Source organism: Pseudomonas sp. AN3A02 (genome assembly GCF_011765255.1).
In the GTDB taxonomy this organism is placed as follows: Bacteria; Pseudomonadota; Gammaproteobacteria; order Pseudomonadales; family Pseudomonadaceae; genus Aquipseudomonas.
Genome location: NZ_JAARNI010000002.1, coordinates 154,056 through 179,185, shown reverse-complemented (window position 1 = coordinate 179,185; position 25,130 = coordinate 154,056). Strand labels below are relative to the sequence as shown.

Here is a 25,130-nt window from a genome sequence, read left to right as displayed (position 1 = left end):
GGCTGAATGGGGCAGTCAGATCAAGATCAAAAGCAAGAGCACAGCGGCCTACAGGCCGGCTTGAGTGTTAAAAGCGAAAGCAAAGCTGCTTTTCTGTAGGAGCGAGCTTGCTCGCGAAAAACCTGAGGGCGCCGCGTTCATTCAGGATGCCAGCGTCATCGTTAACGGCCTTCGCGAGCAAGCCCGCTCCCACATTTGGACCGTGCCCGCTTTAGCTTCTGATTTTGCTGTTGCCTTTGCTTCACCACACTCAAGCCGGCCTGCAGGCCGCCGCTGTGCCCTTGATCTGCTTTTGATCTTGATCTTAGGCGCCCCGTTAAACCACGCTGGCCGAACGCAGGCTTTGGAGCGTGGGTAACCCGGCAGGACGCCGGGTTAGCCGCGCTGGGCCAAGGATGGCCCATCGCGGCGGCCCACGCTCCAAAGCCGGAGTGAGGGCACACCGAGCCCAGGCGAGGTGCCGAGTGGTGGGGCAAGAGCGTTTTGCTTACTTTTGCGCTTTTCAAAAGTGAGCCGCTGTAAGAGCGGAACCAATAGCGGCCCTGACCGCAGCAACGGATATGCCCCCCTCCAAACCACTCCAAAAAATACGAAACTCCCCCAAAGCCAACCGCTTTGTCCCCGCTTCCCATGTCACCCCCCACCCCCTGAATCCTCTAATTTCCAAACCCTGCGGGAAGCCACCCGATCCTCGACCGCGCCCGCGCTTTAACCCGGGCCTCCCAGGCACTTACGCGACAGCTGAAAACGGACTTTCTCCTCAACCGTATCCGACTCAAAAAAGCAGGTTACCCCATGCAGTTCAGCAAATTACTGGCAGCTCTTTCCACCCACCCGATCCGCCTGCAAATGGACGAAGGCGACCTGATCATCCTGGGTGACGACGACGCGCTGGATGACGCCCTATGGGACCAACTGATCGCCCACAAAGCCCACCTGCTCGACCTCGTCGCCCAACACGGCGGCGACTGGCTCAGCCCGGCTTATCGCATCACCCCGGACATGCTGCCCCTGGTCAACCTCGATCAACCCGCCATCGACCGCATCGTCGCCAGCATCCCCGGCGGCGCGGCGAATGTGCAAGACATCTACCCCCTGGCGCCGCTCCAGGAAGGCATGCTCTACCACCACCTGTCAGCCCACCAGGGCGACCCCTACGTGCTGCACGCCCAGTTCGTGTTCGACAGCCGCGCCCGTCTTGAAACCTTCGCCCAGGCCCTGCAATGGGTCATCGACCGCCACGACATCCTGCGCACGTCGATGGCCTGGGAGCGCCTCGACGAACCCCTGCAAGTGGTCTGGCGCAAAGCCTCGCTGGCCTGTGAAGAAGCCCGCCTCGGTGGCGATGCAATGACCCAGCTGCAAGCCCTCTACGACGCCCGCAACTACCGCATGGACCTCGGCCAGGCGCCGCTGCTGCGCCTGGTATTCGCCGAAGACCCGCGCAACCAGCGCGTGGTCGCCATGCTGCTGTTCCACCACACCATTCTCGACCACACCGCCCTCGACGTAGTGCGCCGCGAGATCCAGCTGCACCTCGCCGGCCAGACCGAACAGGCCGGCGCCCCGGTGCCGTTTCGCAACTACATCGCCCAGGTCCGCCACGGCGTCAGCGAACAGGCTCACGAAGCGTTCTTCCGCGAAATGCTCGCCGACATCGATGAACCCACCCTGCCGTTCGGCCTCCAGGATGTACAGGGTGACGGCCATGGCATCGACGAAACCCGCATCGCCGTCGACAGCGATCTAAGTCGCCGTCTAAGGGCCCAGGCCCGGCCGTTGGGTGTCAGCCCCGCCAGCGTGATGCACCTGGCACTGGCCCAGGTGCTGGGCAAGGTCTCCGCTCGCGAGTCCGTGGTATTTGGCAGCGTGATGCTCGGCCGCATGGGGGCCGGCGAGGGCTCCGATCAGGCCCTGGGCATGTTCATCAACACCCTGCCACTGCGGGTGGACGTGGGCGAGCAAAGCGTGCGCGACGGGGTGCAAACCACCCACAAACGCCTGACCGAATTGCTCAACCACGAACACGCCTCCCTGGCCCTGGCCCAGCGTTGCAGTGGCGTGGCCGCGCCCACACCGTTGTTCAGTGCAATCCTCAACTACCGTCACAGCGATGAATCGGACACCCAGGCGGTGATCGACATCGCTGAAGGCATCCAGGTGCTCGGCGCCGAAGAGCGCACCAACTACCCGTTGACGGTCAACGTTGATGACCTGGGCGAGGGCTTTGCCTTTACCGTGATGGTGGACGCCTCCATCGGCGCGACGCGCATCGCCGATTACCTGCACACCGCCCTGGAAAACCTGGTGCTGGCCCTGGAGCAAACACCAGACGCACCGTTGCACGGGCTGGGCATCCTGCCTGCTGCCGAACGCCAACATCTGCTGCACGGCCTTAACGCCAGCACCCAGCACTACGCCGATTCAGCCCTGATCCACCAGCAAGTCGAAGCCCACGCCGCGAGCCATCCCGAGGCCATCGCGCTGCGCTTTGAACACGAACATCTGAGCTACCGCGAGCTGAACGAACGCGCCAACCAGGTCGCGCACTGCCTGCTCAAACACGGTATTCGCCCCGACGACCGGGTGGCGATCTGCGTCGAACGCGGCCTGGAAATGATCATCGGCCTGCTGGGGATTCTAAAGTCAGGTGCGGGCTATGTACCAATCGATCCGGCCTACCCCCAGGAGCGCATCGCTTACACCCTGCAAGACAGCGCGCCGCTGGCAGTGCTGGTGGAGGACAACACCCGCCACCTGGTGGGCGACGTCACGTCGATCGACCTCAACAGCCAGCAGCACGAGCCCATCGTTAACCCCAACGTTGCGATCAGCTCGTCCAGCCTCGCCTATGTGATCTACACCTCCGGCTCCACCGGCTTGCCCAAGGGGGTGATGATCGAACACCGCAACGTCGCGCGGCTGTTCAGCGCCACCGAGCACTGGTTCAAGTTCAACGCCAATGACACCTGGGCGCTGTTCCACTCGTTTGCCTTTGACTTCTCCGTGTGGGAAATCTGGGGCGCGCTGATGCACGGCGGGCAATTGCTGGTGGTACCGCAACCGGTCAGCCGTTCACCGGACGAGTGTTATGCACTGCTGTGTGAAGCCGGTGTGAGCATCCTCAACCAGACGCCGAGCGCGTTCCGCCAGTTGATCGCGGCACAGGGCCGCAGCCAGCAACTGCATTCCCTGCGCCAGGTGATCTTTGGCGGTGAAGCCCTGGAACCGGGCATTCTCAAACCGTGGTACGCCCGGGTGACCAACTCGGGTACGCGGCTGGTCAACATGTACGGCATCACCGAAACCACTGTGCACGTGACCTATCGTGCGTTGGAAGCAGCAGATGCACTGCTGGTGGGCGTGAGCCCGATTGGCGTGCGCATTCCCGATTTGCAGTTGTACGTGCTGGACGCCCGCCGCGAACCGGTGCCGAGCGGTGTAGTCGGTGAGTTGTACGTCGGCGGTGCCGGGGTAGCGCGGGGTTATCTCAACCGCGATGAGCTGACGGCCGAACGTTTTCTGGCGGACCCCGTCACTGGCCTGCGCCTGTACAAGACCGGTGACCTCGGCCGGTTACTGGCCGACGGCAGTGTCGAGTACCTGGGGCGCAACGATGACCAGGTGAAGATTCGTGGTTTCCGTATCGAACTGGGGGAAATCGAAGCACGCCTGGCTACCTGTGAAGGCGTGCGCGAAGCCGTGGTGATTGCCCGCGAAGACGAGCCGGGCGACAAGCGGCTGGTGGCCTACGTTATCCCCCAGCAGGATCACGCACCCACGGCCGCCGAGCTGCGGGACCACCTGCTGCTGTCCCTGGCCGAATACATGGTGCCCAGCGCCTTTGTGCTGCTGGACTCGTTCCCGCTCACCACCAACGGCAAGCTCGACCGCAAGGCCTTGCCGGCACCCGACGCCGACGCCCTGGCCCGTCGTGGTTATGAAGCACCACAAGGCACGGTGGAAACTGCGATCGCCCACCTCTGGCAAGACCTGCTGAAGATCGACCGGGTCGGGCGCCAGGACAACTTTTTCGAACTGGGTGGCCATTCCTTGCTGGCAGTCAAGCTGATCGAGCGCATGCGCCAGCTGGAACTGAGCGCCGATGTGCGGGTGCTGTTCGGCCAGCCAACGTTGGCCGCGCTGGCCGCTGCGGTAGGCGGGCAGCATGAAGTGCTGGTCCCGGCCAACCTGATCAGCGAAGCGACCCGGCACATCACCCCCGACATGCTGCCGCTGGTGGACCTCGACCAGCAGGCCATCGACCACATCGTCGCCAACGTGCCCGGCGGCGTCGGCAACGTGCAGGACATCTACGGCCTGGCCCCGTTGCAGGCCGGCATCCTCTACCACCACCTGGCGACCACCGAAGGCGACCCCTACGTGTTGCAGGTGCAGTTCAGCTTCAGCGGCCATGAGCCGGTCGAGGCGTTTATCCGTGCGCTGCAAAGCGTGATCGAGCGCAACGATATCCTGCGTACCGGCATCATGTGGGAAGGCTTGGACGAGCCGGTGCAGGTGGTGTTGCGCCAGGCACTGCTGGTGGTTGAGCGGGTCGACGTCGATCCACACGACGACGTTCTGGCACAACTCCAAGCACGCTTCGACCCACGCCACTACCGCCTCGACCTGTCCCGTGCCTCGCTGATGCGCTTTGCTTATGCCGAGGATCAGGGGCGCCATGTCGGCATCCTGCTGCTGCACCACATCCTGCTGGACCACACCGCGTTGCAGGTGCTGGTGGAAGAAATGAGCGCGAGCCTCGCAGGCGAAACCGGCTTGCTGCCGGACGCCGTGCAATACCGTAATTACGTGGCCCAGGCGCGTCTTGGTGTGAGCGCTGCGCAGCATGAAGCGTTCTTCAGCGAGATGCTCGGCGATATCGACGAGCCGACCCTGGCCTTCGGTTTGCACGACGTGAATCGCGACGGCAGCGGTGTGCGGGAAGCGCACTTGCCAGTGGACCCGGCCCTCAGCCTCGGCCTGCGGGAGCAAGCCCGGCAGCTCGGCGTCAGCGCCGCCAGCCTGGTGCACCTGGCATGGGCGCAAGTCCTCGGCCAGGTATCGGGCCAGGATGACGTGGTATTCGGCACGGTATTGCTGGGCCGCCTGCAAGGCGGCGAGGGTGCCGACCGGGCGCTGGGGATGTTCATCAATACCTTGCCGCTGCGGGTCAGCGTCGGCGCGGTAGGTGTGCAGGCCGGCGTACGCGCCACCCACGCGCGGCTCGCGCAGTTGCTGGGGCATGAACATGCGTCGCTGTCTCTGGCCCAGCGTTGCAGTGGCGTGTCCGGCGCGCTGCCGCTGTTCAGTACCTTGCTCAACTACCGTCACAGTGCCCCGGGCGAAGCGCCGGGAGCCAGCCCGTTCGCCGACGCCGGGATCGAAATCCTCAGCTCCGAGGAACGCAGCAACTACCCGCTGGTGCTGAACGTCGATGACCTCGGTGTGGGCTTTGCGCTGACGGTGCAGGGCGTGGCCGAGGTGGATGTGCAGCGCGTCGGCGCCTATATGCTCAGTGCCTTGCGCAACCTGGTGACGGCGCTGCAACAGGCGCCGACTACTACGCTGCATCAAGTGTCGATCCTGCCAGCCGCCGAGCGCCATCACGTGCTGGTGGAATTCAACGCCACCGACCGCGCTTACCCGGCTGGGAGCACCGTTCATGCTCTTTTCGAGGCTCAGGCCCTGGCGACCCCGGAAGCTGTGGCGGTGGTGCACGGCCATGCGTCGCTGAGTTACCGCGATCTCAACCTGCGGGCCAATCGCCTGGCCCACTACTTGATCGATCAAGGCGTAAAACCGGGGGACAGCGTGGTCATCGCGCTGCCACGCTCCATCGACCTGCTGGTCAGCCAGTTGGCGATCCTCAAGTGTGCGGCGGTCTACGTACCGCTGGATGTCAACGCGCCTGAAGAGCGCCAGGCATTTATGGTGCAGGACAGCCATGCCACGCACGTGCTGCGCGACCTCGCCGCGCTGAACCTCGACATGCAGCCAACGCATAACCCGAACCTCGCCCAGTCGGCGGAAAGCGTGGCGTACATCATGTACACCTCCGGCTCCACCGGTGCACCGAAAGGTGTACAGGTGCCCCACCGCGCAGTCACCCGGCTGGTCATCAACAATGGCTACGCCGACTTCAACTCGCGTGACCGGGTGGCCTTCGCCTCGAACCCGGCGTTCGACGCCAGTACCCTCGACGTCTGGGCGCCGCTGCTCAATGGCGGCTGCGTGGTGGTGGTCGAACACGCCACCTTGCTGTCCCAGGCTGCTTTCGCCGCCCTGCTGCAGGAGCAATCCGTCAGCGTTCTGTGGATGACGGCGGGGCTGTTCCACCAATACGCCGATGCGTTGATGCCGATGTTCCGCCAGCTGCGCTACCTGATCGTCGGCGGCGATGTGCTCGACCCGCAGGTGATCGGCCGGGTGCTTGAGCACGGCGCGCCGCAGCATCTTCTGAATGGCTACGGCCCCACCGAAGCCACCACGTTTTCCACCACCTTCGAGATCACGTCAGTGGGTGAGGGCGGTGTTCCGATTGGCCGACCCATTGGCAACAGCCGTGCCTACGTGCTGGATGCGCGGCAGCAGCCGGTGCCGCTGGGCGTTGTCGGCGAGCTGTACATCGGTGGCGCGGGCGTGGCCAAGGGTTACCTGAACCAGCCGCAACTGACCGCCGAGAAGTTTATCGTCGACCCGTTCGGCGACGGCCTGCTGTACCGCACCGGCGACCTGGCGAGTTGGCAGGCGGACGGCACCTTGCTGTACCAGGGCCGCAACGACCATCAGCTGAAAATCCGGGGTTTCCGTATCGAGCCCGGTGAAATCGAAAACTGCCTGGCCGACTTTCCCGGCGTGAAAGACACGGTGGTGCTGGCCCGTGAAGATGAACCCGGCGACAAGCGCCTGGTGGCTTACTACACCGCCCAGGCGCCGCTGAGCATTGAGGCGTTGCGTGTGCACCTGCAAAGCCGGCTGCCGGACTACATGGTGCCGTCGGCCTATGTCTGGCTGGAACTGTTGCCGCTGACCGCGAATGGCAAGCTGGACCGCAAGGGCCTGCCTGCGCCCGATCAAGACTCGTTGCTCAGCCGTGGTTTCGAAGCGCCCGAGGGCGAGGTGGAAACGCTGCTGGCGCAGATCTGGCAGGACGTATTGAAGGTCGAACGGGTCGGGCGCTTTGATCACTTCTTTGAACTCGGTGGCCATTCCTTGCTGGCGGTGAGCCTGATCGAACGCATGCGCCAGGCCGGCCTGAGCGCCGATGTACGGGTGTTGTTCAACCAGCCAAGCCTCGCGGCGCTGGCGGCGGCAGTGGGCAGTGGCCGGGAAATCGTGGTACCGGCCAATGGCATCGCGCCGGATTGCCCGCGCATCACGCCGTCGATGCTGACCCTGGTCAAGCTGGATCAAGCCGCCATCGACCGCATTGTGGCCACGGTGCCTGGCGGTGCGGCCAACGTGCAGGACATCTACCCGCTGGCACCGTTGCAGGAAGGCATTCTTTACCACCACATCAGCGCCGAACAGGGCGACCCGTACCTGCTGCAATCGCGCATGGCGTTTGACAGTGTCGAACGGTTGCAGGCCTTTATGGGCGCGCTGCAAAAGGTCGTGGCGCGCCACGATATCCTGCGCACTGGCGTGGTGTGGGAAGGCTTGGACAGCCCGGTGCAAGTGGTCTGGCGCCATGCCGAACTGGTGGTGCAGAACGTTGCGCTGGACCCGGCCGATGGCGACGTGATCGAACAACTGCACGCACGCTTCGATGCCCGCCACTATCGCCTGGACATCACCCAGGCGCCGTTGCTGCGCATGGTGTATGCCCAGGACCCGGTCAACCAGCGAGTCGCGGCGATCCTGCTGTTCCATCACCTGGCGCTGGACCACACCGCCATGGAAGTGGTCGGCCAGGAAATGCGTGCGTTCCTTTTCAACCAGGCCGATGACTTGCCGGTTGCGGCACCGTTCCGTAACTACGTGGCCCAGGCTCGTCTGGGTGTCAGCGCCCAGGAGCACGAGCAATTCTTCCGTGAAATGCTCGCCGACATCGACGAGCCCACGCTGCCTTTCGGCGTGCAGGATGTGCAGGGCGATGGCCGGGACATCGAAGAGGCCGAATTGCCCGTCGATGCCGTGCTGGCTTTGCGGATTCGCGAGCAGGCCCGGCAACTGGGGGTCAGCGCTGCGAGCCTGATGCACTTGGCCTGGGGCCAGGTACTCGGCCTCGCGTCGGGCCGTCAGGACGTGGTATTCGGCACCGTATTGATGGGCCGCATGCAAGCCGGCGAAGGCGCCGACCGGGCGCTGGGCATGTTCATCAACACCTTGCCGCTGCGGGTGGATGTGGGCGCCATCGCGGTTCGTGCCGGGGTCAAGGCGACCCACGCCCGGCTCAGCGCGTTGCTGGGCCATGAGCATGCATCCCTGGCGCTGGCCCAGCGTTGCAGTGGCGTGCCGACCTCGATGCCGTTGTTCAGTGCCTTGCTCAACTACCGCCATAGCACCCCGGGTGAAATGGCCCGCGACGGCCACGGCATCTGGGAAGGTGTGCAGTTACTGGGCGGCGAAGAGCGCAGCAATTACCCGCTGACCTTGAGCGTGGACGACCTGGGCACAGGCTTCGGTTTGACGGTGCTGGCTCTGCAGTCCATCGGTGCGCAGCGCCTGTGTGACTACATGCACAGCGCGCTGGAGCAGCTGGTGGAGGCCCTTGAGCAAGCGCCGCAAACGCCGCTGAATCAGTTGCCGGTACTGCCTGCTGCCGAGCGCGAAAAACTCCTGCGTACCTTCAACGCCACCGCCCGTGATTACCCCCAAGGGCAAACCCTGCACGCTGCTTTCGAAACCCAGGCCGAGCGTCTGCCGCAGGCGATTGCGCTGAGCCAGGACGGCCAGCATCTGACGTACCAACAGCTCAACCAACGTGCCAATCAGCTGGCTCATCACCTGCTGGCATTGGGCGTGCAGCCCGACGACCGCGTGGCAATCTGCTGCCGACGCGGCCCGCAGATGCTGGTAGGCCTGCTGGCGATTCTCAAGTCGGGCGCGGCCTACGTCCCCGTAGACCCGGCTTACCCGGCCGAGCGCATCGCTTACCTGCTGCAAGACAGCGCACCGGTCGCGGTACTGGCCGAGGAGAGCACCCGTGGCGTGCTCGGTGATGTGGCCATCGTCGACCTGCATGGCGCGTATGCCGGTGAGAGCAATCCCCAGATCGCCAGCCTGACCCCGGCGAACCTCGCCTACGTGATCTACACCTCCGGCTCCACCGGCCAGCCCAAAGGGGTGATGGTGGAACACCGCACCATGGAAAACCTGGTGCACTGGCACTGCGAAGCCTTTGACCTGCACGCCCATAGCCACACCAGCAGCGTGGCCGGTTTCGGCTTTGATGCCATGGCCTGGGAAGTCTGGCCGGCGTTGTGCGTAGGGGCGACCTTGCACCTGCCACCGGCCCAGGTGGGCAATGAAAACATCGACGAATTGCTGGCCTGGTGGCTGGCCCAACCGCTGGACGTGAGCTTCCTGCCCACGCCGGTGGCCGAGTACGCCTTCAGCCAGGAGCTTCAACACCCAAGCCTGCGCACCCTGTTGATCGGCGGTGATCGCCTGCGCCAGTTCAATCAGGAGCGCCGTTTCGCGGTGATCAACAACTATGGCCCGACCGAAGCCACGGTGGTTGCAACTTCTGGCCGCGTGCACGCCGGTCAGCCGCTGCATATCGGCAAGCCGATGGCCAACGCCACGGTTTACCTGCTTGATGAGCAACAGCGTCCGGTGCCGGTGGGCGTGGCGGGCGAACTGTATGTAGGTGGCAGCGGCGTGGCCCGCGGGTATTTGAATCGCCCGGACCTGACCGCCGAACGCTTCCTTGATGACCCGATCAACCCGGGCCGCATGTACCGCACCGGCGACCTGGCGCGCTGGCTGCCGGACGGCAATATTGAGTATTTGGGCCGCAACGACGACCAGGTAAAAATCCGGGGTGTGCGCATCGAGCTGGGGGAAATCGAAACCCGCCTGGCTGCCGTCGAAGGCGTCAAGGAAGCCGTGGTGCTGGTGCGCGACGGCCGCTTGGTCGCCTGGTTCACCGAGCAAATCCCGCTGGATATCGAAACCCTGCGCGCCGAGCTGCACAGCCAATTGCCCGAGGCCATGGTGCCGGTGGCCTACGTCAAACTCGACAGTTGGCCGTTGACCGCCAACGGCAAGCTCGACCGCAAGGCCCTGCCGGCGCCGGATCAGGCCGCCATGCTCAGCCGTGAATACGCAGCGCCACAAGGCGACGTCGAAACCACTCTGGCGCGAATCTGGGCCGAGGTGTTGCAGGTGGAGCAAGTGGGCCGCCATGACCACTTCTTTGAACTGGGCGGGCATTCATTGCTGGCGGTGAGTCTGATCGAGCGCATGCGCCAGGTCGGCCTGAGCGCCGATGTGCGGGTGCTGTTCAGCCAGCCGACATTGGCCGCATTGGCAGCGGCGGTGGGCAGTGGCCGGGAAGTGGTGGTGCCGGTCAATCGCATCGCTGCCGATTGCCAGCGCATCACGCCTTCGATGCTGTCCCTGGTGGAGCTGGATCAGCAGACCATCGACCTGATCGTCGCCAGCGTGCCAGGCGGCGCCGCCAATGTGCAGGACATCTATCCGCTGGCGCCGTTGCAGGAAGGGATTTTCTATCACCACATCAGTGCGCAGCAGGGCGATCCGTACCTGCTGCAATCGCACCTGGCGTTTGACAGCCTCGAGCGTTTGCAGGCGTTTGCCCGGGCGTTGCAGTCGGTGATCAACCGCCACGATATCTTGCGCACCGGCGTGGTCTGGGAAGGCCTGCAACAGCCGCTGCAAGTGGTATGGCGTGAGGCTGAGCTGTCGGTGCAGGCAGTGCAGATGGGCACCGGTGATGTGCTCGCGCAGTTGCATCGCCAGTTTGATCCTCGTCACTACCGTGTGCCGATGTCCCAGGCCCCGTTGGTGCGCCTGGTGTATGCCGAAGATCCGCGGCAGCAGCGTGTGGTAGCGATTTTGCTGTTCCACCATATTGCCCTCGACCACACGGCGCTGGACGGCGTGCGTCACGAGATGCAAGCCAGCCTGCTGGGCCAGCCCGGCATCACGGACGAGGCCACGCCGTACCGCAATTACGTGGCCCAGGCCCGGCTGGGGGTGAGTGAGCAGGAGCACGAAGCGTTCTTCCGCGAGATGCTGGCTGACATCCATGAGCCTACGCTGCCGTTCGGACTTCAGGATGTGCAGGGCGATGGCAGTGCCATCGAAGAAGTCAGTGAAGCGTTATCACCGGCGTTGAGCCGACGCCTGCGCACTCAAGCACGGTTGCTGGGCGTCAGCGCTGCCAGCATGTTCCACCTTGCCTGGGCGCAAGTGTTGGCCTGCACCTCGAGCCAGGACAACGTGGTGTTCGGCACGGTGCTGCTGGGCCGTATGCAGGGTGGCAAGGGCAGCGACCGAGCGTTGGGGATGTTTATCAATACCTTGCCGTTGCGGGTGGATGTGGGCGGCATCGGTGCGCGTGCGGCGGTAAAGGCGACCCACGCGCGCCTGACTGCGTTGTTGGGGCACGAGCATGCCTCCCTGGCGTTGGCCCAGCGTTGCAGTGGAGTGGCGGCGCCGTTGCCGTTGTTCAGCGCCATGCTCAACTATCGCCATAGCGACAGCCAGCAAGCGGCGGTGTCCCCGGCCTGGCAGGGCATCGAAACCCTGGCCAGCGAGGAACGCACCAACTACCCGCTGACCTTGAACGTGGATGACCAGGGCGACGGTTTCCGGTTGACCGCGATGACCCCCGCGCAGATTGGCGCGCAGCGTATTTGCGGTTACATGCAGGCGGCGTTGTTCGGGTTGGTCGAAGCGCTGGAGCAAGCCCCGCAATTGCCGCTGGATCGCCTGTCGATCCTGGGCCCCCAGGAGCGCGAGCAACTGCTGTTCGGGTTCAACGCCACCGAGGTTGGCTACAACCTCGATCAGACCCTTCACGGCCTGTTCGAAGCCCAGGTTGAACGCACCCCCGATGCACTGGCGGTGAAAGCGGGTGACCAACACCTGAGCTACCGCGAACTGAACGCGCGCGCCAATCAGTTGGCCCATCATCTGCGCGAGCTGGGTGTGCAGCCGGATTCGCGGGTGGCGATTTGTGTGGAGCGTGGCGTGGAGATGGTCATCGGCCTGTTCGCCATTCTCAAGTCCGGTGGTGGTTATGTGCCGCTGGACCCGGCGTATCCGCTGGAGCGAATCGCCTACATGCTGCAAGACAGCGCGCCGGCGGCGGTGCTGGTACAGGGCGAAACCCGTTCGCTGCTGGGCGATGTGGCGGTACCCGTGGTGGATCTGGACCGGAACACCTGGGAGCACCACGCGCTGTCCAACCCGCACGTCGACGGACTGACCCCGCAGCACCAGGCCTACGTGATCTACACCTCCGGTTCCACTGGCCAGCCCAAGGGCGTGATCAACGAGCACGCAGGCGTGGTCAACCGCCTGCTTTGGATGCAGGATGCCTACGGCCTGACCGCCCGCGACGCGGTCCTGCAGAAAACCCCGTTCAGCTTTGACGTGTCGGTGTGGGAGTTCTTCTGGCCCTTGTTCACCGGTGCCCGGTTGGTCATGGCGCGCCCCGGCGGGCACAAGGATCCGGCTTACCTGTGCGAGGTGATCGAAGCCGAACAGATCACCACCTTGCACTTTGTGCCGTCGATGCTCGACGTGTTCCTGGCCCACGGCGATGTCAGCCAGAGTGCCGGCCTGCTGCGGGTCATGTGCAGCGGCGAAGCCTTGCCGGGCAGCCTGGTGCGACGCTTCAAGCAGCAGTTGCCGGGCATCGGTTTGTACAACTTGTATGGCCCGACCGAGGCGGCGGTGGATGTGACCGCGTGGAACTGCGCAAGGCCCGAGGTGCCGGATAACACACCGATCGGCAAGCCTATCGCCAATACTCGCATGTACCTGCTGGACGCCCGCTTGCAGCCGGTGCCCTTGGGCGTGGTTGGCGAGCTGTTCATTGGTGGTGTTCAAGTCGCTCGCGGCTACTTGCACCGCCCTGAGCTTACGGCTGAACGCTTCCTCAAGGACCCGTTCAGTGCTGGTCGCCTTTACCGCACCGGTGACATCGGGCGCTACCTGCCGGACGGCAATATCGAGTACCTGGGCCGCAACGACGACCAGGTGAAAATCCGTGGCCTGCGCATCGAGCTGGGGGAAATTCAGGCGCGGTTGACCGAATACCCACAGGTCAATGAAGCGGTGGTGTTAGCCCGGGACGAGCGCCTGGTGGCGTACTACACCGGCGTGCAGGCGGATATCGAACAACTGCGTGCCCATCTGCTGGCGCGCTTGCCGGACTTCATGGTGCCGGCGGTATTCGTGCACCTGGAGGCCTTGCCGTTGAGCCCCAACGGCAAACTCGACCGCAAGGCGCTGCCGGCGCCAGGCGTTGAGTCGCTGATCGTGCGCGAGTACGAAGCCCCGGTGGGCGACACCGAAATCACCCTGGCGCGCTTGTGGGCCGAGCTGCTGAAGGTGGAGCGGGTAGGGCGCCATGACAATTTCTTTGAGCTGGGCGGGCACTCGCTGCTGGCTGTCAGCTTGATCGGGCGCTTGCGTCAGGAAGGTATGGAAGCCGATGTGCGGGGGCTGTTCGAACAACCGACCCTGGCGGGCTACGCCGCAATTACCGAACGAATGGAGATCGTCCTGTGAGCATCATTGAACTGTTGGCGACACTCAAGACCAAGGATGTACAGCTGGCGCTCAAGGGCGACCAGTTGTCGGTGCAGGGCAATAAACAGGCCCTGAGTGACCCGGCATTGGTGGCCTCGCTGCGCGAACATAAACCGGCGCTGATCGAGCTGATCAAGGCCGGAGAGTACTCGGCCACCAAGGCCGGTGAAGTCGAGGTGCCGGCCAATGGCATTCCCGCCGGTGCCCAGCGGATTACGCCGGCGATGCTGACGCTGTCTAGCCTGAGCCAGGCCTCGATTGACCGCATCATCGAAACCGTCGACGGCGGCGCGGCCAACGTACAGGACATCTACCCGCTGGCACCGCTGCAGGAAGGCATTCTTTACCACCATGTGAGTGCCGAACACGGCGACCCCTACGTCATGCAGTCGCAGTTCGCCTTCGACAGCCTTGAGCGTTTCAAGGGCTTTGCCCAGGCATTGCAGGGCGTGATGGATCGCCATGACATCCTGCGCACCGCCGTGATCTGGGAGGGCCTGGAAGAGCCTTCGCAAGTGGTATGGCGCGCGGCTCGATTGCCGGTGCAACTGATTGAACTGAACCCCGCCGACGGGGATATCGCGACCCAGTTGCATAGCATGTTTGATGGCCGTCACTACCGCCTGGACGTCACCCGCGCACCGCTTGTTCGCCTTGTAGGCGCCTGGGATGAAGCCCGGCAGCGCATGGTCGCTTTGCTGTTGTTCCACCACATGGCCCTGGACCACAGCGCCCTGGACGTGGTGCGCCACGAAATGCAGGCCTACTTGCAGGGCCAGGGGGATCAGTTGGGCCAGGCGGTACCTTTTCGTAACTACGTGGCCCAGGCGCGCCTGGGGATCAGCGAGCAGCAACACGAAGCGTTCTTTCGCGAGATGCTCGGGGACATTACTGAGCCGACCTTGCCGTTTGGTTTGCAGGATGTGCAGGGCGACGGCCAGGAGATTGCCGAAGTCGACTGGCCGTTGCCGCCAGCGCTCAATCAGCGTTTGCGGGCCCAGGCGCGGCAGTTGGGGGTGAGTGCCGCCAGCCTGTTCCATATGGGCTGGGCGCAGGTATTGAGTGCCCTGGCAGGAAAGGCGCAGGTGGTGTTCGGCACCGTCTTGATGGGCCGCATGCAGGGTGGGCACGCCACGGACCGGGCCCTGGGGATTTTCATCAATACCTTGCCGTTTCGCGTGGATGTCGGCGCCGAAGCGGTTCGCGCCGGGGTCAAGGCCACGCACGCGCGGTTGACCACCTTGTTGCGTCATGAACATGCCGCCTTGGCCCTGGCCCAGCGGTGCAGTGGTGTGGCCGCGCCGATGCCGCTGTTCAGCGCATTGCTCAACTATCGCCACAGTGGCTCGGGCACCAGTACCGACGCGGCGGCGGCCTGGCAGGGCATCGAGATCTTGAGCTCCGAGGAGCGCACCAACTACCCGTTGACCCTGAGTGTCGATGACCTGGGGGACGGGTTTATCCTGCGTTTGCTGGCGAGTACCCAAGTCGATGCGCAGGCTGTTTGTGCTTATGTGCAAACGGCCCTGGGAAACATGGTGCAGGCGCTGGAGCAGGCGCCCGACACCTCGTTGAATCGTCTGTCGGTGCTGCCCGAGGCTGAGCGGCGGCATCTGCTGGAGCAATTCAACGCAACAGCGGTCGAGTTCCCACAAGGCACCACCCTGCACGGGCGTATCGAAGCGCAAACGTTGCTGACCCCGGACGCGGTGGCCGCCGTGTATCAAGGCCGCCAGCTGACCTACGCTGAATTGAACCAACAAGCCAACCTGCTGGCCCATCACCTGCTGGCCCTGGGGGTAAAACCCGACGACCGCGTGGCCATCGTCGCCCGGCGTGGGCTGGACACCCTGGCCGGATTGCTGGCGATTCTCAAGGCTGGCGCCTGCTACGTACCGGTGGACCCGTCGCACCCGGCCGAGCGCCTGAGCTACCTCCTCAGTGACAGCGCCCCGGTCGCGGTGCTGACGCAACACGCGCTGCTGGAGCGCCTGCCCGCGCTCGACGTGCCGGTGATCAACCTGGACCGTTTTACCTGGCATCACCATTCGGCCAGCAACCCCCAAGTTGCTGTCACACCGTCCAACCTGGCCTACGTGATCTACACCTCCGGCTCCACCGGCCTGCCCAAAGGCGTGATGGTGGAACACCACACCGTGGCCAACCTGGTGGACTGGCATTGCACCGCGTTTGACCTGTGCGCCGGCCGTCACACCGCCAGCGTCGCCGGGTTCGGCTTTGACGCGATGGCCTGGGAGGTCTGGCCGGCCCTGTGCGTGGGCGCGACCTTGCACCTGCCGCCGGCCCATGACGGCGCAGAGGACATCGACGCGCTGCTGGAATGGTGGCGCGCACAACCACTGGACGTGTGTTTCCTGCCCACGCCAGTGGCCGAATATGCGTTCAGCCAGAACATCGAACACCCGACCTTGCGCACCTTGCTGATTGGCGGCGACCGCCTGCGCCAGTTCCCCCGGGCCCAGCGTTTCGAGGTGATCAACAACTACGGCCCCACCGAAGCCACGGTGGTCGCCACCTCCGGGCGAATTGAACCTGGGCAGCCGTTGCACATTGGCAAACCAATCGCCAATGCCACGGTTTACCTGTTGGACGAACTGCAGCGCCCGGTGCCCATGGGCGTTGCGGGTGAACTGTATGTGGGCGGCAAGGGCGTGGCGCGGGGTTATCTCAACCGTCCGGAAATGACTGCCGAACGCTTTCTGGATGACCCATTCAATCCGGGCCGTATGTACCGCACCGGCGACCTCGCGCGCTGGTTGCCGGACGGGAATATCGAGTACCTGGGCCGCAACGACGACCAGGTGAAAATCCGTGGGGTGCGCATCGAACTGGGAGAAATCGAAACCCGCCTCAACCAGTTGCCCGGCCTTCAGGAAGTGGTGGTGCTGGCCCGTGAAGACCAGCCCGGCCAGCCCCGGCTGGTGGCTTACTTCACCGAAAACCCGCAGTTCGACCCCCTCGATGTGGGCGAGATTCGCGCACATCTGGTGGCACATCTGCCGGACTACATGGTTCCGGTGGCCTACGTAAAACTCGATGCATTGCCCCTGACTGCCAACGGCAAGCTGGACCGCAAGGCCCTGCCAAAGCCGGACCTGGCCGCCGTCTTCACCCGTGAGTACGAAGCGCCTCATGGCGATATCGAAACCGTCCTCGCGCAAATCTGGGCCGACGTGCTGCAAGTGGAACGCGTGGGCCGCCAGGATCATTTCTTTGAGTTGGGGGGCCATTCGTTGCTGGCCATGCGCATGGTGTCCCAGGTTCGCCAGCGGCTTGGGGTTGATCTGGCGCTGGGCGATTTGTTTGCCAATGCCGAACTGGCGGCGGTGGCGCAGGTGCTTGCCCAGTCCGGGCGCAGCACCTTGCCGGATATCCTGCCGACGGCGCGGGATGAGGATTTGCCGCTGTCGTTTGCCCAGCAACGCTTGTGGTTTCTGGCGTTGATGGAAGGCGCCAACACCGCTTACAACATTCCCATCGGCCTGCGCCTGCGTGGGCAGTTGCACGTCGATGCACTGCAACGGGCCCTGGCGCGGATTGTCGCGCGGCACGAGACCTTGCGCAGCCGGTTCGCCCAGCAGGATGACGACGCCCACGTGCTGATCGTGCCGCCTGAAGAGATGATGCCGCTGCAAGTGCAGGACCTGCGTCGTCACCCCGAAGCACAGCAGGTGCTGGAAGCCTTGATCCAGGGCGAAGCCTCGGCGCCTTTCGATTTGCAGCGCGGCCCATTGCTGCGCGGGCGCCTGGTGATCATGGCCGAGGATCATCATGTGTTGCTGCTGACCCTCCACCACATCGTGTCAGATGGCTGGTCCATGGGCGTGCTGACCCGCGAACTGATGGCGTTGTACCAAGCCTTCAGCCGTGGTGAGGCTGACCCATTGCCGCCATTGCCGATCCAGTACAGCGACTTCGCCGTGTGGCAGCGCCTGTGGCTCAGCGGTGAAGTGCTGCATCGCCAGAGCAGCTACTGGCAGCAAACCCTGGCCGGTGCGCCGGCGTTGCTGATGTTGCCGACCGACCGTCCACGCCCGGCCCAGCAGGACTACGCCGGCAGCAGTGTCGACGTGCGCCTGGATGAACGCCTGACCGCCGGGCTCAAGGCCCTCAGCCAGCGCCACGGCACCACGCTGTACATGGTGATGATGACGGCGTGGGCTTCGTTGCTCGCGCGCTTGGCCGGGCAGGAGGAAGTGGTGATTGGCTCGCCCGTCGCCAACCGCCAGCGGGCCGAGGTGGAAGGCTTGATCGGGCTGTTCGTCAACACCCTGGCGGTGCGCATCGATACCTCGGGCGAGTTGAGTGCCGAGGCGCTGCTGGCGCGGGTCAAGGGGCTGGCCCTGGACGCCCAGGCTCATCAAGATCTGCCGTTTGAGCAGGTGGTGGAAATCACCCGACCATTGCGCAGCCTGGCCCATAGCCCGCTGTTCCAGACGATGTTGACCTGGCAGGACAGCGATGCGCCGGTCCTGGCCCTGGGCGACCTGAGCCTTGAAGGGATTGTGGAGGACAGTCACTTTGCCAAATTTGACCTGTCCCTGAACCTCGGCGAGACCCGGGGCGAAATTCGCGGCACTCTGGAATACGCCATCGCCTTGTTTGATGAGTCGACCATGCAGCGTTATGTCGGCTACTTCACCCGGGTGCTGCAGGCCATGGTGGATAACGATCAGGCGGTGCTGGAGCACGCTGAATTGTTGGACGCGCGGGAGCGCCAGCACCTGCTGTTGGACTTCAACGACACCGACGTGGATTACAACCTCGAGCAGACGCTGCACGGTATGTTCGAAGCCCAGGTTGCACGAACGCCGGATGCGCTGGCGGTGAAGGCAGGCTCGGAGTGCCTGAGATATCGCGAGCTGAACGAACGGGCCAATCAGTTGGCGCACCATCTGCGGGAGCTGGGTGTTCAACCGGATTCGCGGGTGGCGATTTGCGTCGAGCGCGGCCTGGAGATGGTCATTGGCCTGTTCGCGATCCTCAAGGCGGGCGGCGGCTATGTGCCGCTGGACCCGGCGTATCCGCTGGAACGTATCGCCTACATGCTCAAGGACAGCGCCCCGGCAGCCGTGCTGGTGCAGGGCGAAACCCGTGCGCTGCTGGGCGACGTCACAGTGCCGGTGGTGGACCTGGACCGGAGCACCTGGCAGCACCAACCAACGTCCAACCCACGAGTGGACGGGCTGACCGCGCAGCATCAGGCCTATGTGATCTACACCTCGGGTTCCACTGGCCAACCGAAGGGCGTGATCAACGAGCACGCGGGTGTGGTCAACCGCCTGCTGTGGATGCAGGACGAGTACGGGCTGACTGCGCAGGACAGGGTGTTGCAGAAAACTCCGTTCAGCTTCGACGTGTCGGTGTGGGAGTTTTTCTGGCCGCTGTTCACCGGCGCCCGGTTGGTGATGGCGCGTCCTGGCGGGCATAAAGACCCGGCCTACCTGTGTGATGTGATCGAGTCCGAGCAGATCAGCACACTGCACTTTGTGCCTTCGATGCTGGACGTGTTCCTGGCCCAGGGCGACTTCAGCCAGAGCGCCGGGCTGGTGCGGGTGATGTGCAGCGGTGAAGCGCTGCCCGGCAGCCTGGTGCGCCGTTTCAAACAGCAGTTGCCGGGCATCGGTTTGTACAACCTCTACGGCCCGACTGAAGCGGCGGTGGACGTGACGGCGTGGGATTGCGCCGGACCGGTTACGCCGGACAACACCCCCATCGGCAAGCCGATTGCCAACACCCGCATGTACCTGCTGGACGGGCAGTTGCAGCCGGTGCCGTTGGGTGTGGTGGGTGAGTTGTTTATCGGTGGCGTGCAAGTGGCGCGGGGTTACTTGCACCGTCCTGAACTGACGGCCGAACGCTTCCTCAAGGACCCGTTCAGCAACGGCCGGATGTACCGCACCGGCGACGTCGGGCGCTACCTGCCGGACGGCACCATCGAGTATTTGGGCCGCAATGACGACCAGGTGAAAATCCGTGGCCTGCGCATCGAGCTGGGTGAGATTCAGGCGCGACTGCTGCAATTCCCGCAGATCAACGAAGCCGCTGTGGTCGCCCGCGATTCCCGTCTGGTGGCCTACTACACCGGCGTGCAGGCCGACATCGATGCCCTGCGCAGCCACCTGCTGGAACAGCTTCCCGACTATATGGTGCCGGCGACCTTCATGCACCTGGAGGCCTTGCCCCTGAGTCCCAACGGCAAGCTCGACCGCAAGGCATTGCCGGTACCGGGTCTGGAATCGGTGATCGCCCGGGAATATGTTGCGCCCGTGGGTGAAACCGAAATCACCCTGGCTGGCCTCTGGGCTGATTTGCTCAAGGTGGAGCGGGTGGGGCGGCATGACCATTTCTTCGAGCTGGGCGGCCACTCGCTGTTGGCCGCCAGCTTGATCGGCCGCATGCGCCGCGTCGGGTTGTCGGCGGATGTGAAAGTGTTGTTTGGCCAGCCCACCCTTGCAGCCTTGGCGGCTGCCGTGGGTGGTGGTCGCGAAGTGGTGGTGCCGGCCAATGGGATTGCCGCGGATTGCACGCGGATCACCCCGGACATGCTCCCGCTGGTGAACCTGGAGCAGTCCGCCATCGACCGCCTTGTCGCGAGCATTCCCGGCGGTGCGGCCAACGTGCAGGACATCTACCCGCTGGCGCCGTTACAGGCCGGGATCCTGTATCACCATCGCGCAGTGCAACAGGGTGACGCGTACCTGTTGCAGGCGCAGTTCGCCTTCGCCAGCGTCGAGCGCCTTGAAGCGTTTGCCCAGGCCTTGCAGGCGGTGATTGAGCGGCATGACATCCTGCGCTCGTCGATGCACTGGGACGGGCTGGAAGAACCGGTGCAAGTGGTGTGGCGCCAGGCATCGTTGCAGGTCGAGGCGATTCAGGTCGCGGGCAATGTGCTGGAGCAATTGCAGACGCGCTTCCATCAGCATCGCCTGGACCTGGGGCAGGCACCGTTGATGCGCCTGGTGTACGCCGAGGACCCGGCCAACCAACGGGCGGTTGCGTTGTTGCTGTTCCATCATTTGGTGATGGATCACGTGGCGTTGGAAGTATTGCAACACGAGATGCAAGCCTGTCTGTTGGGCCATCACGAGCAGTTGGGGGCGGCGGTGCCGTATCGCAACTATGTGGCGCAGACACGCCTGGGAATGCGTGAGGAAGAGCACGAAGCATTCTTCCGCGAGATGCTCGGGGAGATCGATGAGCCGACGCCGGCACTGAATGCACCGGGTGAAGCGCAGCAGGCACGCCTGAGCGTTGACCCACTGTTGAGCGAGCGCCTGCGCACCTTGGCGCGTCATCTTGGGGTAAGTGCGGCGAGCCTGATGCACCTGGCTTGGGCGCAGGTATTGGGCAAGGTTTCTGGCCGTGAGCAGGTGGTGTTCGGCACCGTATTGCTGGGTCGGTTACAAGGCGGTGAAGGCGCCGAACGCGCATTGGGCGTATTCATCAACACCCTGCCGCTGCGGGTCGACCTGGGTGAGCGCACGGTGCACGCGGCGCTGATGGCGACCCATGCCAGCCTGACCCAACTGCTCAGTCACGAGCATGCGCCACTGGCCTTGGCCCAGCGTTGCAGCGGGCTGCCGGCCAATACACCGCTGTTCAGCGTGCTGTTCAACTATCGCCACAGCGCGCCGCACGCCGGTGGCGTGGCTGAAGCCTGGCAGGGCATGCACGTGCTGAAGGCCGAGGAACGCACCAACTTTGCCCTGTCCCTGAGTGTCGATGACCTGGGTGACGGGTTTAGCTTTGATGTCATGGGGCAAGGCGCGCCGCGTCTCTGTCAGTACCTGCATGTCGCCCTGGAACAGCTGGTGCAGGCGCTGGAACAGAATGCCCGAGGCGCAATCAGCCAACTGTCGATATTGCCGCCGGCGGAGCGTGAAAAGCTGCGGGTGGCGTTCAACGCCACTCAACGGGAGTTCCCTCGTGAACATAACGTGCAGCGCCTGTTCGAAGCCCAGGCCCAGGCGCGCCCGAGCGCCATCGCAGTGGTGAATGGCGAGGACACCCTGGCTTATGGCGTGCTGAACACCCGCGCCAACCAACTGGCCCATCACCTGCGCACCCTGGGCGTGCAGCCCGGCGACCACGTGGCGATCCTGCTGCCGCGCTCGATTGACCTGTTGCTCAGCCAACTGGCAATCCTCAAGTGTGCGGCGGCCTACGTGCCGCTGGATATCAATGCTCCGGCCGAGCGCCAGGCTTTTATGGTGCAGGACAGCGGCGCGGTATGGCTGCTGACCCACAGCAGCGAGTCTGTAGATTACCCGACCCGACGCATCGACCTCGACACCCTGGCGCTGGACCCGCAACCGAGTCACAACCCGGACCTGTCGCAATCCTCGGAGCGGGTGGCGTACATCATGTACACCTCCGGCTCCACTGGCACGCCCAAAGGCGTGCTGGTGCCGCACCGGGGCATCACGCGGCTGGTGATCAACAACGGTTATGCCGATTTCAACGCCCATGATCGCGTGGCGTTCGCCTCCAACCCGGCGTTCGACGCGAGCACCATGGACGTGTGGGGGCCGTTGCTCAACGGCGGCCAGGTGCTGGTGATCGACCATGCCACCTTGCTCGACCCGGGCGCGTTTGGCCGAGTATTGACGGCGGGCGGGGCGACGATCCTGTTCGTCACTACCGCGCTGTTCAACCAGTACGTGCAACTGATTCCCGACGCGTTGGCCGGGCTGCGCATCCTCCTGTGCGGTGGCGAACGGGCGGACCCGGCGGCATTCCGCAGCCTGCTGGCCCAGGCGCCCGCATTGCGCCTGGTGCACTGCTACGGCCCGACGGAAACCACCACCTACGCCACCACCTATGAGGTGCAGGCTATCGCCGCCGATGCTGAAAGCGTGCCGATCGGCAGGCCGATTTCCAACACGCAAATCCATGTGCTGGACGCGCACTTGCAGCCGGTGCCGCTGGGGGTGGTCGGGGAAATCTGCATTGGCGGGCACGGTGTGGCCAAGGGGTATCTGAACCGGCCGGAGCTGACGGCCGAAAAATTTGTCGATGATCCATTTGGCGATGGCTTGTTGTACCGCACCGGCGACCTTGGGCGCTGGTCGGCGGACGGGCTGCTGGAGTGCATCGGGCGCAATGACGACCAGGTGAAGATCCGCGGTTTCCGCATCGAGTTGGGTGAAATCGAAGCGCGTCTGGCGACCTGCAGCGGGATCAAGGATGTGGTGGTGCTTGCGCGGGAAGATGCGCCTGGCGATAAGCGCCTGGTGGCGTACTACACCGGTGAGCCACTCGCGATCGACGTGCTGCGCAGTCATCTGTTGCAGCATTTGCCGGACTACATGGTGCCGTCGGCCTATGTGCCACTGGAAAAAATGCCCCTGACGGCCAACGGCAAAGTCGACCGCAAGGCCCTGCCAGTGCCCGCGATGGAAGCGCTGGTAAGCCGTGTGTTTGAAGCCCCGGCCAATGAGCTGGAACAGACCCTGGCCCGCCTCTGGGCCGAGGTGTTGAGGCTGGAGCAGGTCGGTCGGCACGACAGTTTCTTCGAACTGGGCGGCCATTCGTTGCTGGCGATTCGGCTGGTCAACCTGATGGAAGAGGCGGGGCTTGCGGTGTCTCTGGCGGAGCTGTTCCAGCACGCCAGCGTGGCCTCGGTCGCCTCGATGCTCAGTCAACGCACGACGCGGGAGGACGACAGCTCGCTGATCACCGTGCGCGCCAGCGGCAGCCAGCCGCCATTGTTCCTGGTGCATGAGTTCAGCGGCATGGACGTGTATTTCCCGGCGCTGGGCCGCCATCTGCCGGGGGATTACCCGATCTACGGCTTGCCCGGCGCGCCTCTCGGTGAACCGCAGTTGCAGACCATGGAAGGCCTGGCGGCGCGGCTGGTGGGGATTATTCGGGCTGTGCAACCCCATGGGCCGTATCGGCTGGCGGGTTGGTCGTTTGGCGGGGTGTTGGCCTACGAAGTGGCGATGCAACTGCAGGGGCTGGACGAACCGGTGGCGTTCCTCGGGTTGATCGACAGCTACGTGCCGCGCATGACCGACCAGGGCAAGGCGCGCTGGGCCGGACCGGATGCCCTCAAGCGGCATTTGCTGTTGCAGTGCATGGCGTATTGGAAGGCACAGGGAGGTGTGGATGAGCTGGCAAGCCTTGAGCAACTGGACGCGCAGATTGGACAGCTGGATTTTGCTGGGCTGTTGCAACGCTGCCGCGATCGGCATTTGTTGTACGCGCAGATGGCGGCGGCTTCGGACGCGGACCTGTTGAGTTTTATCGAGCGGGAAGTCGGGCATGGGCATGCGCTGGCGCATTACAGCCTGTTCCCGATGCCGTTGGCGGTGCACCTGTTCAGCGCCGCAGAGCGGCCGACGGAGCTGTCGCGACGTAGCCTGGATTTGGGTTGGGATGAGGCGCTGGCGGCGGGGCAATTGCGCCGGATTGAAGTGCCGGGGGATCACCAGAGCATGATGCAGGCGCCGCATATCCAGGCGTTGGGGCAGGCGTTGGGTGAAGCCCTGGCATTGAGTGAGGCGCCGGGTGTGGCGGTGCATCAGCCGTTGTTGCGGATCCAGAGTGGCCGCGCCGGGCATGCGCCGATTTTCTGTGTGCCGGGGGCGGGGGATAGCGTGACGGGGTTTGTGGGGTTGACCGAGGCGTTGGGCCGGGACTGGCCGATCTTTGGCTTGCAGCCGCGCGGGCTGGATGGGGAGGCGGTGCCGCACAGTCAGGTCGAGGCGGCGGCGCGCTGTTATTTGCAGGCCCTGGAACAGGAATGTCCTTCGGGGCCGGTGCATCTGGTCGGGCATTCGTTTGGCGGCTGGGTAGTGTTTGAAATGGCCGCGCGGTTGCAGGCCCATGGGCGTGAGGTGGCGTCGTTGACGTTGATCGACAGCGAGGCGCCCGGGGGCAATGGGGTGGTGGGTCGGCCCTATACCACGACGGCGGCGTTGTTGCGGCTGATTGAGTCGATGCAGGTGGCTTCGGGTAAGTCCCTGGGGATTGATGCGGTGGATTTTGCCGGGAGGGATGAGGTGGAGCAGCGGCGGTTGTTGCATGGGGGGATGGTGGGGGTCGGGTTGTTGCCTGCGCGGTCTTCGGTGGAGGCGATGGATGGGCCGGCGCGGACGTATGCGTCGGCGTTGCGTACGGTTTATCGGCCTGTTCGGCGGTATGAGGGGGTGGTGCGGTTGGTGTTGGCGGAGGATCCGACCCTGGATGCGGCGGGGAATCTGCGGGAGCAAGGGTTGATGGTTGAGGGGTGGCGCGGGTGCGTTGGGGTGTTGGAGGTTTGGTATGGGCCCGGGAATCATTTTTCGCTGCTCAAGGCGCCGAATGTTTTTAGTTTGGCGGCTTGGTGGCGGGATGGGGTTGTGGTTGGGGAGCGGGTTTCGTGA

General features: G+C 64.2%; 2 protein-coding genes. Both read left to right on the top strand.

Translation table 11 applies throughout. The features are described from left to right. Positions 1-795 precede the first annotated feature (795 nt). Positions 796-13,716, top strand: coding sequence for a non-ribosomal peptide synthetase (locus HBJ59_RS10570; protein ID WP_167663514.1), 12,921 nt, complete (start codon positions 796-798; stop codon positions 13,714-13,716). Then, positions 13,713-25,130 (top strand): non-ribosomal peptide synthetase, encoded by an 11,418-nt coding sequence (locus tag HBJ59_RS10565; protein ID WP_167663513.1) that lies wholly within the window; start codon positions 13,713-13,715, stop codon positions 25,128-25,130. Before HBJ59_RS10570 ends, HBJ59_RS10565 begins: the two co-directional genes overlap by 4 nt.